We start from the raw sequence: 17189 nt of genomic DNA on the forward strand, positions 1-17189 counted from the left end.
TTAGCATAAAAAAAAGCATCTAGCAAAAGTACTAGATGCAAATAAAAACACAAGGGAAGACAAAATTCTTCCCTTTTCCCGTATGTAATTATATCAAAAAATTTATAAAAAACTAGCTATATTTAAAATATAATTTTTAAAAAAGTTATATACATAAATAATTGCAATACGCGCAGTTTTATCTTTCTGAAAAATCTATTTCTTTATTTTTGAATATTAAGACTAATGTTGATAAATCTTCAGATAATTAGAAAAAATATCCAAAAGGATATATAATATTGCTTAATAAATAATTTTAATGAATTACGTATATTTCATTTGGTGTATTAATTGAATATCATAATTTTTAATTTTATTAAGCAAGAATCTCGGTTACTTATTGCATTTCTAACATAGGGTGAGATAGAAAAATACAATAGTGTGGAGGTTTTTATAATGACGTTTGTTCTTAGTAAAATGAGTGGCTTTAGCATAGAAGAAAAGGTACATGAATTTGAATCTAAAGGATTCCTTGAAATCTCAAATGAAATCTTTTTACAAGAGGAAGAGAATCATCGTTTATTAACACAAGCACAGTTAGATTATTATAATTTGGAAGATGATGCGTACGGTGAATGCCGTGCTAGATCTTATTCAAGGTATATAAAGTATGTTGATTCACCAGATTATATTTTAGATAATAGTAATGATTACTTCCAATCTAAAGAATATAACTATGACGATGGCGGGAAAGTTAGACAGTTCAATAGCATAAATGATAGCTTTTTATATAATCCTTTAATTCAAAATATCGTGCGTTTCGATACTGAATTTGCATTTAAAACAAATATAATAGATACAAGTAAAGATTTAATTATAGGGTTACATCAAGTAAGGTATAAAGCTACTAAAGAAAGACCATCTTTTAGTTCGCCTATTTGGTTACATAAAGATGATGAACCAGTAGTGTTTTTACACCTTATGAATTTAAGTAATACAGCTATTGGCGGAGATAATTTAATAGCTAATTCTCCACGGGAAATTAATCAGTTTATAAGTTTGAAGGAGCCTTTAGAAACTTTAGTATTTGGACAAAAGGTCTTCCATGCCGTAACGCCACTTGGAACAGAATGTAGTACTGAAGCTTTTCGTGATATTTTATTAGTAACATTTTCTTATAAGGAGACAAAATGAGAGAGAATAAAATAATTATGATTTCTGGAGCCAATAGCGGTATAGGTCATGCTTGTATAAAATACTTTTTAGAAAAATCATTTCATGTAATAGCGCTTGATATTAATAATAATAACTTAATAGATTATATGAAAACAGATATGCCTTTGAAAGTAGTGCAAATTGATTTAAGTAATAGCGAAGCGATTCATAATCTTTTTACTCAATTAGATTTAGAAAAGCTTTCTCCTGATATATTAATAAATGCAGCTGGTATTCGAGAGATAACACCTGTTTTACATTTATCCGATGATATGTTTAAAAAAGTAATTGATGTAAATTTAGTAGCCCCATTTATCCTTTCTAGGGAAGTAGCTAAGCGATGGTGTGAATCGAAAATAAAAGGTTGTATTGTGAATATAGCATCGGTTTCTGGATTAATGGCTGAACCAGAGCGAGCTGCTTATGTTGCATCAAAGCATGCTTTAATCGGATTGACTAAACAGATGGCTATGGAATTTGGGAAGCAAAATATAAGGGTGAATAGCATTTCTCCCGGTGTTATTAGAACTGAACTTACAGAAGAATACTTTAGTAATACAGCTTTGATGTCTATGATAAAAAGTAATCAATCTTTAGATACTTGGGGGTTGCCGCAGGATATTGTTTCATGTATTGAGTACTTGATTTCTGATCAGGCCCGCTTTATTACTGGTTCTAATTTTGTAATTGATGGTGGTTGGACTGCTGGGAAAAATTTATAATTGAGTGTTTTTGAGGAAAAGCACCTGTCCTTTTTTAGGCTGGTGTTTTTCTCACTATAAACCGAGTTTTTATTGGAGGGGGATTAATTTGCTTCAAAAAAGTTTTAAGCAAGAGAAAACGGTACCGGCTTTAAAGATGATAGCATCAATGGTTATCTTTGGATCAGTTGGATTCTTTTCAGTTCAAACAAACTTACCTTCGTTTGAATTAGTGTTTGTAAGGTGTATTTTTGCGACAATATTTTTAAGTGTATGCTGGTTGCTTACAGGGCAATATAAACAAGATAAATGGGAACGAAAAGAAGTTATTCAAGTTTTAATATGTGGCTTTTTCTTAGTATTTAATTGGGTTTTCTTATTTAAAGCCTTTGAAAATATGTCAGTTACAATTGCTATCTCGGTTTATCATCTTGCACCAGTAATTGTACTGTTAATTGGAAGTATCGTCTTTAAAGAAAAATTAACATTAATATCTATCATTTCAATAGTTGTGTGTTTTGCAGGAGCTTTATTAATTGCTGGTATCGATGGAAGTTTCTCTGTCGGTTCATTAATGTCTTCAGGTATGATATGGGGATTTCTTGCAGCTCTCTTTTATGCATTTACAACTTTATTTGGTAAAGGGATTAACAAAATGAGTGCGTATGCAATGACATTTTTACAAACATTCTTGGGGATATTTCTTTTAATACCATTTATAGATTTAGATGCTTTTAGTGGCCTCACTCAAAGTAATTGGACATATATTATAGCTACTGGTTTTATTCACACAGGGATAGTATATTATCTGTTTTTTGATAGTTTACGCTATTTATCTACAAAAACAATCTCAATATTAGTTTTTTTGGATCCGGCAGTGGCAATATTATTAGATACTGTACTTACTGGATTCCGTCCAACTTTAATGCAAATAACAGGAATTCTTTTTATTTTTATTGGTATGACTTTAACATTAAAAAAATCTAAAGATAAAAAACTGAGCCAAAAAGAAAAGCGAATTGAAAGCGATGCTAGTATATCTCAACAATAATGAAATATATTGTGTATAAAACGATAAACCTTGCATGAATCATGTAAGGTTTATTTTAGTTCAATATAATTCATATGTATAATATATAATTTTCAAAACTGAGGTGTGTGTTTCTTTAATATGCTTTTAATTCATATATTTTTATTTGACTATAAATTTACAAAAATGTATATAAAATCTTATTTTTTGATAATATATAAGTAATAAATTTATAGAATTGGAGTGATGAGATGCAGCCGTTAGAAAGGGAGATTCATTCTAATATGCTGAAAGTGTGGCGAATTCACGCTTTAATTGGGACGGCAGTTATACTAACAGTCGTAATTGCGTATTTCTTTTTTATGATTAACTTTAACTGGTGGGGCTGGTTGTTTGGACTATTAGTAACAGGAGCTATTACATTTATTCCACTTGATTATTTTGTGTTTCCAAATTTACGTCAGCGCTATTATAGTTACAGATTAAATGAAGAAGAGATTGAGATTCAAAAGGGAATGTTCGTTGTAAAACGCGTACTTATTCCGATGATCCGTGTGCAACACGTAACGATTGAGCAAGGGCCGATCATGAGAAAGTATAATTTAGCAGAATTACACATTTCAACAGCCGCAACTTCTCATAGTATTCCAGGTTTAACGAAAGAAGAAGCAGAACAGCTAAAAAGACAAATTGGAGAACTTGCGAAAGTGAGTGATAAGGATGTATAAGAGGCAACATCCGATTACGATATTGTTAGGTATTAGAGTTGCGAGTTTGTTGCCTCTTATCATTCTTGTTTTATTTAAACCTGATGAACAAGTGGAACCTTGGTATTTATTTTATCTTTTTCTTCTGGTTGTTTTATTCATCATGGCTATTTTTTCAGCAATTAAATGGTATTTTAAAGTGTACTGGATTGAGAATAATATTTTACATATAAAGCACGGTGTTTTTGTAAAGAAGGAAAGTTATTTAAATAAAGAACGTGTGCAAAATGTTAGTACGTCTTCTAACGTCATTTATCAGATGCTTGGGCTTATGAAGTTAAATATAGAAGTAGCGGGTGGTGGTAGTGAACCAGAAGTGATGTTGGCTGGTATTAAAGAAGACGAGGCAAAACATTTAATCTCTTTATTACATAAGAAAGAAACTACTGTAAAAGAAGAAATAGAAGAGGAAGAAAGCAAGACGGTTTATCAGTTAACAGCGAAAGAGGTTTTAGCAGCAGCGATTACATCTGCTCGGTTCGGACTAGTGTTTTCTGGACTGGTACTTCTTTACACAAAGTTTGATTTTGTTCTTCCTGAAGGATTCACAAGTAAAGTAGAAGCGTATGTGATGGGAAACGGTGTTTATAAACTAATTGTAATAGCATTAATTTTAATGGCAATTTCATGGATTATTTCCACGGCTGGATATGTGTTGAAATATGCAAACTTTAAAATTGAGCGAAAAGGGGAAGAAATTCGTATCGTTCAAGGGTTATTTGAAAAGAAAGAGTTTGTCTTAAAATTGCACCGAATTCAAGCGATTACTGTAAAAGAATGTATGCTTCGCCAGCCATTTGGTTATTGCGCTGTTGAAGTGGAAGCAATTCACAGTATTGGAGCAGCAAGTAATGAAGTGATGCTGCATCCTTTTATGAAGAAAAAAGATGTACAGCACCTTCTCACATATTTAGAGTTACCTTATGAAATTGAAGCGGAGATCGCTCACTTACCAAAAAAAGCGTTGCGTCGTTATTTCATTATGGGCTGGTTAATAAGTATCATACTCACAGTTCTAATTGCTAGCGTGAGTATATATTTAAAACAATATATTGCATTGTTTGTTATATTACCGTTATTTATCGTGTTTTCGTTACTTGCGTATGCTAGATATAAAAGTGGCGGTTATGAATTAAGAGAAAATCAACTAACGGTTGTATATCGTAATTTTTCGAAATATACAGGAATAATGCGAAGAAGACATGTTCAAGCAGTAGGTTATAATCAATCGTATTTTCAAAGAAAGGATGAATTATGTACAACTCTTGTAGCGATAGCTGGGCGAGGTTATGAAGTAAAGCATATGAGAAAAAAAGATTCACTTCGTATATATAATTGGTACAAAGAAAAAGGAAACACCGGTGTGTAATGGTGTTTCCTTTTTGTGTCATGATTTGTCGATAAGTCGATATATTCGAAGAATCGCTGATATAATTCGAGTTGCGCTGATATAATTCGAGTTGCGCTGATATATTCAGAAAAACGCTGATATAATTCGAGTTGCGCTGATATATTCGAAAAATCGCCGATATAATTTCACATACCGCGGTTTCCGAACTCCAAACTCAAAAAAAATTAAACTAATACATCAAAAGTAGTCACAAAAGAAGGGCGAGAGAAAATACTTTTCTGATGTTCCGCATGTGGATGCGCCTGAGCCTGAGCTTGTCCTTCTGCTTGTGCAGGGCGTTTTTTATGAGCGTTTTCGAATGAACGTGATTCTGTCCAATCTTTAAAGTTTTGCTCTGTTTCCCACATCGTTAAGATGACATATGTATCGTTACTTAATGGGCGTAGAACACGGATCGCTTGGAATCCTGGTTCGTTTTCAATAAGGCCTGCGCGGTTTTTAAAGCGGTTTTCAAATACAGGGCGACCTTCGTCTGTTACAGAAATATTGTTACAAACGATATAGCCAGGTTGTCCTTTAAATTCACCGACAGCATCTAGTACGTCATACTGAAGTGAGCCTTCTACAGATTCTTCTGTATTTTCTTTATAAAACATATTTTTCTCATCATTTTTTGCAGTGAAATGTGCTTGTTCTAGAGGTGTTTCGTATGAAATAATAGCCTTCATTTTAATGCCCCCTTACTAGTTTGTTTCTATTATATCAACTCTCTTAAAAAACTTCGAAGATTATATACATAAAGATACTTCTTTTTCAAATAATAAATGTACCATCATTTGGAAAGAAGGACGATGTATGAAGAAAGTAAAGTGGACTTTATTAGGCGGCGTCGCAACGTTCGTAGTAGCGATTGTACTCTATAAACTTATCGTGTTAGCTGGTGGCTATATGATGGATGAAAAGCAGCTCGTTTTCCACTCTTCATCACGTATCGTTGACCAGAAAGGGAAAGAAATTACGAAATTATACGTAGAAAATAGAGACCTCGTACCGATCGAGCAAATTCCGAAGTATGTGCAGCAGGCGTTTGTTGCGGTGGAAGATTCTCGTTTTTATGAGCATCAAGGGATTGATTATCCCTCTATATTCCGTGCTCTTTATAAAGATACGTTAGCTAGAGAGAAGGTAGAGGGCGGTAGTACCATTACGCAGCAACTCGCTAAAAACGTCTTTTTAACTCGTGAAAAAACATTTACGCGCAAATTGAAGGAAGTCGCAATTTCTCTTCAATTAGAGCAAAAATATACGAAGCAACAAATTCTTGAAATGTATATGAATCATATTTATTTTGGTCATGGGGCTTACGGTATTCAAGCGGCAGCAAAGTTGTATTTTAATAAAAATGTTGAGGATTTAACAGTAGAGGAAGGGGCAATGCTTGCAGGCCTTCCGAAGTCACCAAACGGATATTCACCGTACTATTCTGCAGAGAAGAGTAAGGAACGCCGCGATCTAGTATTGTCACTTATGCATAAACAAGGCTATTTGACTGCCGAAGATAGCGTTCGTTATCAAGGAAAGACGATTGCTTTATATAAAAACTTAGACGAAAATGAGCTTGCATATATGCCGTATATTGATATGGTCATAGATGAAGCCGCTCGTTTATACGGGTTGTCTCATCAAGAAGTACTTCGCGGAGGATATACGTTTGTCGTACCTATGGATGAAAAGATTCAAAAGGTAGCATATAACCAGTTTCAAGATGCAAGGAATTTTCCTGGGAAAGAAGAAGGGGCGCAAGGTGCATTTTTATTAATGGATAATCGTACGGGCGGAATTAAAGCGGCGATTGGCGGAAGAAAGTACGTCCCGAGAGGTTTTAATCGTATTTTCGCAAAAAGACAGCCAGGTTCTGTGCTTAAACCACTTATTGTCTATGCACCAGCACTAGAAACGAAAAAGTATAATCCGTATTCTTTATTAACAAATGAAAGAAATTCTTTTGAAGGGTATGAACCTCGAAATTATAATCATGAGTATTCAAAAGAAATGACGATGTATGATGCGATTTTAGAGTCGGCAAACGTACCGGCAGTTTCTTTATTAAATGAGTTAGGGGTAGAAGAAGGAAAGCAATATTTAGAAAAAGGAAATGTCCATATTGCAGATGCTGGTTTAAGTACAGCGCTTGGGGGACTAAAAAATGGCGTTTCAACATTTGATCTTGTAAAAATGTATCGTTCATTTTTAGCAAATGGAAATATTATTGAGCCGCACGTTATTGATAAAGTATTAAACAGACACGGTGCAGTCATTGGGGAATCTCCAAAAGTAGAGACGAAAATCTTCTCGAAGCAGACAGCATGGTATATGACGAAAATGTTAGAAGGAGTTGTGAAGGAAGGAACAGCGAGAGTTGGTGTATATAACGGTGCGTTAGCTGGAAAAACGGGTACAACTTCATTGCCAAATGACGATAAGGGAGCAAGAGATATGTGGTTCGTCGGCTATACACCTAACTTAGTAGGCGCTGTTTGGATTGGTTATGATCGCACGGATAAGGAGCATCAGTTGCAAGGAGAAAGTGCATCTGCGACAAAATTGTTTAAGAAAATTTTAACGAAGGCTAATGTAGAACATAAAGAGAAGTTTATGAAGCCTGAAGGTGTAGAAACAATCGGCGCTCCGATTCGGCTGCGCAAAATTGAAGATGTAAAAATGAAACTAGCATTTAGCCCTTTCGGTTTATTTAAAGCAAAATTAAGTTGGACGCCACTTCCAGATAACAGAATTATGTACCGAATCTATAGAGTGGAGAACGGAATTCATACACATGTTAGCACTGTAAATGGTGCTGGGGAATATGAGGAAAAGTTCGTTAACATATTTTCAAAACCGAGCTTTTACGTTGTACCATATAATACACAAACGAATCGTGAAGGAGAAAAGTCAAAAGTAGCTAAACCATAGTTTTTCTCTGTGTTATAATAAGAATGTTGTGAAAATAGTAAGCGTTTTTAAGAATGTTTGTGTCAATTTAATGAACAACGTACATAATATTATGCATTTTGTTTTTACAAGCTGTATAGTAAAAAAAGATAAATATCGAACGTATTCGAAGCATTGGTAAGGAAGGGAGCAAGGGTCTTGGTAAGAACTATAAATGAGACATTTTTAAAAGCATGTAGGGGGGAACGTACCGATTATGTACCAGCATGGTATATGCGTCAAGCAGGTCGTTCACAGCCGGAATATAGAAAGATTAAAGAAAAGTATTCTTTATTTGAAATTACACATAATCCAGAGTTATGTGCTTACGTTACAAAATTGCCGGTTGATCAGTATAACGTAGACGCAGCAATTCTTTATAAAGATATTATGTCACCACTACCTGCAATTGGTGTGGATGTAGAAATTAAATCAGGTATTGGCCCAGTTATTGATAATCCAATCCGTTCTTTACAAGACGTAGAAAAACTAGGGGAAATCAATCCAGAAGATGACGTACCGTACATACTAGATACAATTCGTTTATTAACGACAGAAATGTTAGACGTACCGTTAATCGGTTTTTCAGGAGCTCCATTTACATTAGCGAGCTATATGATTGAAGGCGGTCCATCTCGTAACTACCATAATACGAAAGCGTTCATGTATGCAGAGCCAAAAGCTTGGTTCGCTTTAATGGATAAACTAGCAGATATGGTTATTACATATTTAAAAGCGCAAATAAACGCAGGAGCAAAAGCAGTTCAAATTTTCGATTCTTGGGTTGGAACAGTAAATGTAGCAGATTATCGCGTATTTATTAAACCAGCAATGGAGCGTATTTTTGCAGAAGTTCGTAAGATGGGTGTACCGATGATTATGCACGGCGTAGGAGCTGCACACTTAGTGAATGAGTGGCACGACTTACCGCTTGATGTAGTCGGCTTAGACTGGCGCTTACCGATTGAAGAAGCACGTGCACGTGGCGTTCATAAGGCGGTACAAGGTAATATGGACCCTTCATTCTTACTTGCGCCATGGTCTGTTATTGAAGAACATGTAAAAGGTATTTTAGATCAAGGGATGAAACAGCCGGGTTATATCTTTAACTTAGGTCACGGTGTATTCCCAGAAGTAAATCCGGATACATTAAAACGTTTAACTACATTTATTCATGAATACTCTAAAGGGCAGTTAGCGAAGTAAAGGAGAATTGCTGTATGAAAAAGAAAATTGGTTTGCTTGTAATGGCATACGGAACGCCATATAAAGAAGAAGATATTGAACGTTACTATACACATATTCGCAGAGGAAGAAAGCCAAGTCCTGAAATGCTAGAAGATTTAACAGAGCGTTACCGTGCAATTGGTGGTATTTCTCCTTTAGCTACTATTACATTAGAGCAAGCTAAGAAGTTAGAGAAGCGTTTAAATGAAGTACAAGATGAAGTAGAGTACCATATGTATCTTGGCTTAAAACATATTGAACCGTTTATTGAAGATGCGGTCAAAGATATGCATAACGACGGAATACAAGATGCAATCGCACTTGTTCTTGCACCTCACTATTCTACGTTTAGCGTGAAATCATACGTTGGACGAGCACAAGAAGAAGCTGAGAAACTTGGAAACTTAACAATTCACGGCATTGATAGCTGGTATAAAGAGCCGAAATTCATCCAGTACTGGGTTGATGCAGTGAAAGGTATATATAACGGTATGTCAGATGCAGAGCGTGAAAAAGCAGTATTAATCGTATCTGCACATAGTTTACCAGAGAAAATTATTGCAATGGGCGATCCATATCCAGATCAATTAAATGAAACAGCGGATTATATCGCGCGCGGAGCGGAAGTAGCAAACTATGCAGTAGGCTGGCAAAGTGCAGGGAACACACCAGATCCTTGGATTGGTCCAGATGTACAAGATTTAACGAGAGAACTAAATGAAAAGCACGGTTATACTTCATTCATATATGCACCAGTTGGATTTGTTGCGGAACATTTAGAAGTTTTATATGATAACGACTTTGAGTGTAAAGTTGTAACGGATGAAATTGGTGCGAAATATTATCGTCCAGAAATGCCAAATGCATCGGACGCATTTATTGATTGTTTAACAGATGTTGTATTAAAGAAAAAAGAATCTGTACTGTAAGAAGAAAGGGGGAGCCTGCTTGAGGAAAAAAGTTGTGATCGTCGGCGGAGGCATCACTGGATTAACAGCAATGTATAACTTACAAAAAAATATTCATGAAAAAAACTTGCCGATTGATACATTACTTATAGAAGCATCGGGTAAACTTGGCGGAAAAATTCAAACCGTTCGAAAAGATGGTTTTACAATTGAGCGCGGACCGGATTCTTTCTTAGCAAGAAAAGAAAGTGCAGCTAGATTAGCGAGAGAATTAGGTCTTGGCGATGAAATTGTAGAAAATACGACTGGTCAATCATTTATCCTCGTAAAAAATCGGTTACATAAAATGCCGAGCGGATCAATGATGGGAATTCCAACGCAAATTACTCCGTTTCTATTTTCCGGGTTATTCTCCCCAATTGGTAAATTAAGAGCTGGTTTTGATCTATTAATGCCGAGATCAAAGCCAGTATCTGACCAATCACTCGGACAATTTTTCAGACATCGTCTTGGAAACGAAGTGGTTGAAAACTTAATAGAACCGTTACTATCGGGTATTTATGCAGGGGATATTGATGAAATGAGCTTAATGTCAACATTCCCGCAAATGTATCAGATTGAGCAGAAACATCGTAGTATTTCGCTCGGTATGCGTACGCTCGCTCCGAAAAAAGAGAAAGCTGAACCGAAAAAGGGAATCTTCCAAACAGTGAAAACAGGTTTAGAATCTATCGTAGAATCTCTCGAAGTAAAGATGCATGAAGGTACGATAATAAAGGGAACTCGCATTGAAAAAGTTGCAAAACAGGGTGATGGTTATACGATTACTCTTAGTAACGGAAAAGAAATAGAAGCGGACGCCATCGTAGTGGCAACTTCGCATAAAGTATTGCCGTCCATGTTTGCTCAGTACAAGCAGTTTCGTTTCTTCCGTAATATTCCATCCACATCCGTTGCCAATGTCGCACTTGCTTTCCAAAAATCCGCAATCCAGCGTGATATTAATGGTACAGGATTTGTCGTATCACGAAATAGCGATTACACGATTACAGCATGTACGTGGACGCATAAAAAATGGCCGCATACAACGCCAGAAGGAAAAACACTCCTTCGCTGTTACGTTGGGCGTGCTGGTGATGAAGCGGTTGTAGAACAAACTGAAGAAGAACTCGTTCAGCTCGTACTAGAAGATTTACGAAAGACGATGGACATTACAGAGGATCCAGAGTTTACAATCGTAAGTCGCTGGAAAGAAGCGATGCCTCAATATACAGTAGGCCATAACGAGCGAATGAAACAGCTCACAACATTTATGGAGAAAGAGTTGCCAGGTATATACTTGGCAGGTAGCTCCTATGCTGGCGCTGGACTTCCAGACTGTATTAATCAAGGTGAGGAAGCTGCAAAGCGTGTATTATCTCATTTGGAGAAAGTAATAGATGCTGAATTAATCGCACAATAAACGAAACGCCTTCAATCATATTGAAGGCGTTTCGTTTGTTATATAAAATACTTATTCGCCAATAAACATATATAAGTTATTTGGCTTTATAACAGCATCTCCTGCATAAATAACCCACTCTGTTAAGTTATCAAAATCTAAATGATAACTATTTCCTTCACTCATATCTTTTATAAAATATGGTTCATTAATAAGTATTCCTTGAATGAAATCTTCCGTAACGTTTTGCATTTCAAACCACATATGTTCACTTTTTCCTTCTTCGTAGGAGACACCAAACTTAGCAAGGAAACGAAAATCTTCATTTGATTGTTCAATGTGAAAAATGTTGCTGAAATACCCAAAAGTATTTTTCGCATTGTAAGCCATACGATCGGTTTCACTATTTGTTTTATAGAACATGAGCCCTGTAGCTTCCTCGTGTTCTTTGAAAAAACTTTCAATATATTCTTCTGAAGTATTAAATTTGAATAAGAGAACGGATGGAGATTGATGGTATTCATCTCGGGCATCCATTCCGCCTAAGAATGTATTTTGTGCATCTATTGGTTGTAGTTTCACTTCTTCATCTTCGATTGAAGATAATTGGTCCATACTCGTTTTATGCCCTATATAAGATAATCCTTTTTCCCACGGAACAGCGACTGTATGTATAGAACCTTGCTGACTATGCGCGATAACGATAGGCTCATTCATAGGGACTTGTCCATTCTCAACGGCATTATTAGCAAATGTTTGAAAGAGATCGCTAATGCCGTAGTAGGAAGAAATGCGATTTGGAATAATTAACTCTATTTCAGTTACGCCTGCTCTTAAAAGACCATGTGTATGAAACCAATATTGCGTAGGCTCACCGTCTTTATCGTCTTCATAAACGGAATGAATAACGTATAAGTCAGGAATGTCAGGTAATAATTCATTTTCAACGTGATATTCAATATAGCTTCTAGATATCACTTTCATTGCTGCACTTGAATCGATTACAAATAACAAATCTGGGGCGAGATTCCATAAGAACTGTAACTGCTGGAAAAAGCAGTCCAGTACATCGCCTACAAATAGCGTACGAGTGAAAATTTCAGTGCCGAAAGCTGCATCTTCAAAATTACGATCTACGATTGTAGAATCTTGTCTATTGTACATTTTATATCCTTCTGGATCGTTCGGTTCATCAATATGCAGTTCATACGGTATGACTGTTTCACCCATATGTAATTCAACAATAAGGCTTGTCTCATCACTATAAACAATTTTTAAATCATCAACTTTAGTAGCGATCGTTTCTAGTCGCTGTTTTAACTGCTCAATTGTAATTCTAGTTGGTATAACGGCAATCATATCTGAAAAATGACGTTCTAATGTTCCATTCATAGCTGCGCGGTATGTTTCTGTTTGCACTTCCATCCAATCACTCCTATTCAAATGAATCCATTTTACATGCCAATCAAATGTCGATATTTTCTGTTTTCTCTCTCTAACATTATAGAGTGTATTTGTAGAAAGTGTAAAATTATTATTTTGTATTGTAGTTTGAAAGCTTGTAAATTAAATAAATTTTTTGTAAAACTTGTCGAAATATCATTCTATATAACGAATCATTTGTTATGATAGAAATGCTGAGAAAATATGAAATAGAGAGAGGAAAATGGCTGTGAAGAAATTGTTAAGTGTCTTTTTATCATTCTTGCTATTGCTTTCATTTACTGGAACTTTAGCGCAAGCAGAAGAAACTGCTTCTATGTCAGTAGAAAAAGCAATTCAAGTATTTAAGCAGCAAGGGAAAACGAAGGGGATAGTAGAAGGATATATTGTTGGATATACGCAAAGTTCTTCTAAATATACGAAGGATCCAGCTAAGTTTGATGATACAAACGTAGCAATTGCAGATTCGCCAAACGAAACGAATCCAGACAAAATCATGCCCGTTCAGTTACCGAAAGGTGATGTGAGAACGGCAGTGAATGTAAAAGATCACCCTGAAAATATCGGGAAGAAAGTTAATTTGACTGGGACTCTTGAATTATATTTTAGTAACCCAGGTCTAAAATCAGTAACAGCTTATAAGTTTCAAGGTGAAGGACAAAACCGTGTTAGCGATGTAGTAGCTTCACCGAACGGTGGAGAAGTTGCTAAAGGAACAGCGGTAACATTAACGACGAATACAGAAGGCGCAACAATCTACTATACGTTAGATGGCTCTAATCCTACTAATAAAAGCGTTCGTTATAATGGACAAATTATAGTGAATGAAAATAGTGTAGTGAAAGCAATCGCAGAAAAAGAAGGACTTACTCCTTCAGCAATTTCGACATTTTCATTTATTATCGTAAATAATGAACAGGTTCGTATTCATGACATTCAAGGGAAATCACATATGTCTCCTTACAACGGGAAGAAAGTAAACAATGTGGAAGGCGTTGTCACAGCGCTTGATAAAAACGGCTTTTATATAGAAGATAATCAGCCAGATAATGATCCAGCTACTTCAGAAGGTATGTACGTATATAAAAAAGATGCGAATGTAGCAGTAGGAGATCTTATTCAAGTTGATGGAGTAGTAGAAGAATATGTTGGACCAGGATATGCAGAACGATTTGAAACAGACTTAACGACGACTGAAATTAAAGCGAGCCGCGTTGCTGTAATCGCAAAAGATCAATCTTTGCCAGCACCGATTGTACTTGGGGAAAACGGTGTGAAAATCCCGGACCAGATTATTGATAATGATGCATTTGGTTTATTTGATCCAAATGAAGATGCAATCGACTTCTATGAAAGTATAGAAGGTATGCGTGTTACGATGCCAACACCAAAAATTATTACACCTCAGAAAAACGGAAATTTATATGTAACAGTAAAAAATGGTGGAGATAAAATAGTAACACAATATGGCACACCTCTATTAGATGAAAATCAATTAAACCCAGAGCGCCTTTCTGTAAAAGTACCTCGCGATTATGTAGCAAAAGTAGGAGATACTTTTACTGGAGATATAACAGGGGTAGTAGGATATGATTACGGTTCTTTCCGTATTTCGCCAATAACAGAACTGCCAGCTGTAGTGGATGGTGGATTTAAGCAAGTAGGGGCAAATATTCAGCCACGTCTTGATAAGTTAACGGTTGCTACATATAACATTGAAAACTTCTCGGCGAATAAAAAAGAAACAACAGATGAAAAAGTAAAAGCGTTAGCGTATTCTATTAAATACAATTTAAAAATGCCAGATATTATCGGTGTAGAGGAAATGCAAGATAATAACGGATCAATTAATGACGGTACAATAGATGCGTCATTAAGCGCAAAACGTATCATTGATGCAGTTCTAGAAATTCGTGGACCGAAGTATGAGTATGTAGAAATCGCTCCAAACAATAATCAAGATGGAGGAGCACCAGGAGCGAATATTCGCGTCGGCTTCTTCTATAATCCATCACGCGTGAAATTAGCGACGGTACCGAAGTTACTTGATAAGAATGTTGTTCGTATTGGAGACGAAAATCCATTGTTTGAAAGTACACGTAAACCGCTAGCGGCAGAATTTATGTTCCAAGGACAAAACATTGTTGTCGTTGCAAATCACTTAAACTCAAAACTAGGAGATGCAACGCCATTTGGAAAAGTGCAGCCGCTCGTATTAAAGAGTGAAGACAAACGAATTCAGTTAGCGCAAGAAGTAAATCATTTCGTGCAAGGAATTCAGAAAAAGAATACGAATGCACCAGTTGTTGTGTTAGGTGATATGAACGATTTCGAATTCTCTAAACCACTAAAAACACTAGAGGGAACAATCTTAAAAGATATGTTAAACACAGTGCCGAAAGAGAACCGCTACACGTACATTCATGAAGGAAATGCACAAGTGTTAGATCATATTTTAGTAACAAACAATATCGCACCACACACAATTGTAGACCCAGTACACTTAAACTCAAACATTATGAAAGAACACGGACGTGTAAGTGACCACGACCCAGTACTTGCTCAAATTGATTTGAAGAAGGCTTCTTAAAGTGGGGAACGCTTAGGTGACTAAGCGTTCTTTTTTTGCATCGTTATAGAATAGTATAAAGAGATGATTCCTTTTTTTGTAATCTAATGATAAAATTGATTGAATATTTAGTTTTTAATAAGGGGGACAACAATGCAGTTACAAATAAATGGAAAGGTAATGAATCAGTTTGCAATTTTTTTTAGTACAATCATCATGCTTCAGTTTGTAGCTGATATAACAGGACTTACAAGCAATCTAGATATTACGTATAACTTAATACATACAGCAGCTTCTTATATAACATTTAGTTTGGCGGTTATTTTCACTTTAATAGGTGCAAGAAGAGAATTAAGTAAATATGCAATTGTTTCATTATGTTTAGTTGTAGGTATTAAAGCGATTTATTTTGTAGCGGTCGTTATTTTATGGGGGTTGGCAGGTACGCCATAAGTGAATAGTAAATAAACCCTAATTTCCAATATAGTAAGGAAATTAGGGTTTTATTATACTTGAAACGCTTTTCTACACCGCTCTCTTTTTTGCAGTCTTCTTTTATATTTTTTTCTATCCCGCTTTACTCCTTGTATATACATAAGTAAGCTAACGAAAAGGAAGAAAGCACATTGCGTCATTAAAATATATGGTGACATGCCTTGCAATGGTTGTTTCGGATCATATAAATGAAAAGGTGCTCCGCCTATTGAAGGAAGTATTGTATTTAGCAGGACGTACGGAATGGAGGCGGCTGCGAATGGAAAGAGAATTGCCATATAGTCTTTTTGTGACCATACAGATGCAGCAAGTCCTAAAAGGGCCATTAAACCTGCAAATAAAAAATTAATTCCGATATATACAGCAATGTAAGTGAGAGGCGCATCAAAATATAGGTTTGCGAACATTCCATCAGCATTTATGATGCCTGAACCAACCGTAGGTGTTCCGTCTGGAATGGTTAATTTGCAAAATAATAACGATAAGATGAATGGAAGTGTATAAAGAAATCCTCCGCAAAAAAAAGTAACGATATATTTCGCTACTGAATAAGGAAATATAGAAATCCCCTTACTCACAAACGGTTTAAAACCATCGGACTTATCCGAATTGTAACTTGTACTAAAGGGGAAACTCGCAATAACTGGCATTAATAATAAATAAACATCCATTTCATTGTCGCGAAATCCAATCCATTTTAAATCTGTTGATATAGGACCATTTGCTGCGTTTCCTAAATAACGAATTACATAATAATAGTGATAAATGCAAATAAGAACGAATCCACTAAGCATCATAATTAAAGAAATACGACTACAAAAAGCTTGCTTTATATTTAAACGAAGTGCACGCATCATGACTGAAAAAGCCTCCACTGTTTTGATAAACTTGTCTATTTTCTATATTACTATTAATTGTAAAGATTTTCTTGTTTTTTTATTTGATTATTTGAAAAAAAGGAAATTTGTTGTTGGTAAGTAAGGTTTAGCTGTATATCTCTAGAACATCTTTTCCTTTTCTCTTTTCTTCTGATAAACTATGGAAAGTATGATATACACTGACTGGAATTTTT

At 35.5% G+C, this 17189-nt stretch carries 14 protein-coding genes; 11 read left to right on the top strand and 3 right to left on the bottom strand.

All coding sequences use genetic code 11. The features are described from left to right. Positions 1–435 precede the first annotated feature (435 nt). The 5 genes from NST86_RS05645 to NST86_RS05665 all read left to right on the top strand — a co-directional run bounded on the left by NST86_RS05645 (position 436) and on the right by NST86_RS05665 (position 5061). Positions 436–1173 carry a 2OG-Fe dioxygenase family protein gene (locus NST86_RS05645; RefSeq protein ID WP_000144820.1) on the top strand — a complete coding sequence of 246 codons (738 nt, stop codon included), beginning with the start codon at positions 436–438 and terminating at the stop codon, positions 1171–1173. Beyond that, a complete protein-coding gene (locus NST86_RS05650; RefSeq protein ID WP_001208941.1) occupies positions 1170–1916 on the top strand; it encodes an SDR family NAD(P)-dependent oxidoreductase in 747 nt (248 codons plus the stop codon). Before NST86_RS05645 ends, NST86_RS05650 begins: the two co-directional genes overlap by 4 nt. Before the next feature lie 88 nt (positions 1917–2004). Further along, positions 2005–2946, top strand: coding sequence for a DMT family transporter (locus NST86_RS05655; RefSeq protein WP_000939630.1), 942 nt, complete (start codon positions 2005–2007; stop codon positions 2944–2946). Positions 2947–3176: 230 nt separating this feature from the next. After that, positions 3177–3653 carry a PH domain-containing protein gene (locus NST86_RS05660; RefSeq protein WP_001182725.1) on the top strand — a complete coding sequence of 159 codons (477 nt, stop codon included), beginning with the start codon at positions 3177–3179 and terminating at the stop codon, positions 3651–3653. Then, entirely contained in the window at positions 3646–5061 is a 1416-nt protein-coding gene (locus tag NST86_RS05665; protein ID WP_227593277.1) for a PH domain-containing protein, read from the top strand. The genes NST86_RS05660 and NST86_RS05665 overlap by 8 nt, the downstream gene beginning before the upstream one ends. A gap of 206 nt (positions 5062–5267) precedes the next feature. Here the strand turns inward: NST86_RS05665 and hmoB are convergent, their stop codons facing one another. Next, positions 5268–5771: a heme-degrading monooxygenase HmoB gene (hmoB, locus tag NST86_RS05670; RefSeq protein ID WP_016117384.1), complete on the bottom strand. Its 504-nt coding sequence runs from the start codon at positions 5769–5771 to the stop codon at positions 5268–5270. Between the two features lie 127 nt (positions 5772–5898). Here hmoB and NST86_RS05675 point away from each other — a divergent pair, with 127 nt between their 5' ends. The 4 genes from NST86_RS05675 (at position 5899) to hemY (ending at position 11631) form a co-directional block, all read left to right on the top strand. After that, positions 5899–8016, top strand: coding sequence for a transglycosylase domain-containing protein (locus NST86_RS05675; RefSeq protein WP_016117385.1), 2118 nt, complete (start codon positions 5899–5901; stop codon positions 8014–8016). 177 nt (positions 8017–8193) lie between these two features. After that, positions 8194–9240, top strand: a complete 1047-nt coding sequence (gene hemE / locus NST86_RS05680; RefSeq protein ID WP_000252605.1) for a uroporphyrinogen decarboxylase — start codon at positions 8194–8196, stop codon at positions 9238–9240. Between the two features lie 14 nt (positions 9241–9254). After that, a complete protein-coding gene (gene hemH, locus NST86_RS05685) occupies positions 9255–10190 on the top strand; it encodes a ferrochelatase (RefSeq protein ID WP_000726774.1) in 936 nt (311 codons plus the stop codon). A gap of 19 nt (positions 10191–10209) precedes the next feature. Next, entirely contained in the window at positions 10210–11631 is a 1422-nt protein-coding gene (gene hemY, locus NST86_RS05690) for a protoporphyrinogen oxidase (RefSeq protein ID WP_001228096.1), read from the top strand. Positions 11632–11682: 51 nt separating this feature from the next. Here hemY and NST86_RS05695 read toward each other — a convergent pair whose 3' ends face one another. Then, positions 11683–13035, bottom strand: coding sequence for a DUF4026 domain-containing protein (locus NST86_RS05695; RefSeq protein ID WP_227593276.1), 1353 nt, complete (start codon positions 13033–13035; stop codon positions 11683–11685). Positions 13036–13276: 241 nt separating this feature from the next. Between NST86_RS05695 and NST86_RS05700 the strand changes: the two genes are divergently transcribed. Both NST86_RS05700 and NST86_RS05705 read left to right on the top strand, forming a co-directional pair. Further along, positions 13277–15643, top strand: coding sequence for a DUF6359 domain-containing protein (locus NST86_RS05700; protein WP_227593275.1), 2367 nt, complete (start codon positions 13277–13279; stop codon positions 15641–15643). Positions 15644–15775: 132 nt separating this feature from the next. Next, positions 15776–16075: a hypothetical protein gene (locus NST86_RS05705; RefSeq protein WP_001176844.1), complete on the top strand. Its 300-nt coding sequence runs from the start codon at positions 15776–15778 to the stop codon at positions 16073–16075. Positions 16076–16128: 53 nt separating this feature from the next. On the opposite strand, the gene NST86_RS05710 is transcribed toward NST86_RS05705, so the two are convergent. Beyond that, entirely contained in the window at positions 16129–16974 is an 846-nt protein-coding gene (locus NST86_RS05710) for a hypothetical protein (protein ID WP_000984174.1), read from the bottom strand. Positions 16975–17189: the final 215 nt, after the last annotated feature.

This window comes from Bacillus sp. FSL L8-0199, from assembly GCF_038005705.1.
GTDB classification, from domain to species: Bacteria; Bacillota; Bacilli; order Bacillales; family Bacillaceae_G; genus Bacillus_A; species Bacillus_A cereus.

Bases quoted from the DNA above. Each gene is read 5' to 3' on its own strand.
- NST86_RS05645 (WP_000144820.1), top strand. From the start codon at position 436: ATGACGTTTGTTCTTAGTAAAATGAGTGGCTTTAGCATAGAAGAAAAG.
- NST86_RS05650 (WP_001208941.1), top strand. From the start codon at position 1,170: ATGAGAGAGAATAAAATAATTATGATTTCTGGAGCCAATAGCGGTATA.
- NST86_RS05660 (WP_001182725.1), top strand. From the start codon at position 3,177: ATGCAGCCGTTAGAAAGGGAGATTCATTCTAATATGCTGAAAGTGTGG.
- NST86_RS05665 (WP_227593277.1), top strand. From the start codon at position 3,646: ATGTATAAGAGGCAACATCCGATTACGATATTGTTAGGTATTAGAGTT.
- hmoB (WP_016117384.1), bottom strand. From the start codon at position 5,771: ATGAAGGCTATTATTTCATACGAAACACCTCTAGAACAAGCACATTTC.
- NST86_RS05675 (WP_016117385.1), top strand. From the start codon at position 5,899: ATGAAGAAAGTAAAGTGGACTTTATTAGGCGGCGTCGCAACGTTCGTA.
- hemH (WP_000726774.1), top strand. From the start codon at position 9,255: ATGAAAAAGAAAATTGGTTTGCTTGTAATGGCATACGGAACGCCATAT.
- NST86_RS05695 (WP_227593276.1), bottom strand. From the start codon at position 13,035: ATGGAAGTGCAAACAGAAACATACCGCGCAGCTATGAATGGAACATTA.
- NST86_RS05700 (WP_227593275.1), top strand. From the start codon at position 13,277: ATGGCTGTGAAGAAATTGTTAAGTGTCTTTTTATCATTCTTGCTATTG.
- NST86_RS05705 (WP_001176844.1), top strand. From the start codon at position 15,776: ATGCAGTTACAAATAAATGGAAAGGTAATGAATCAGTTTGCAATTTTT.
- NST86_RS05710 (WP_000984174.1), bottom strand. From the start codon at position 16,974: ATGATGCGTGCACTTCGTTTAAATATAAAGCAAGCTTTTTGTAGTCGT.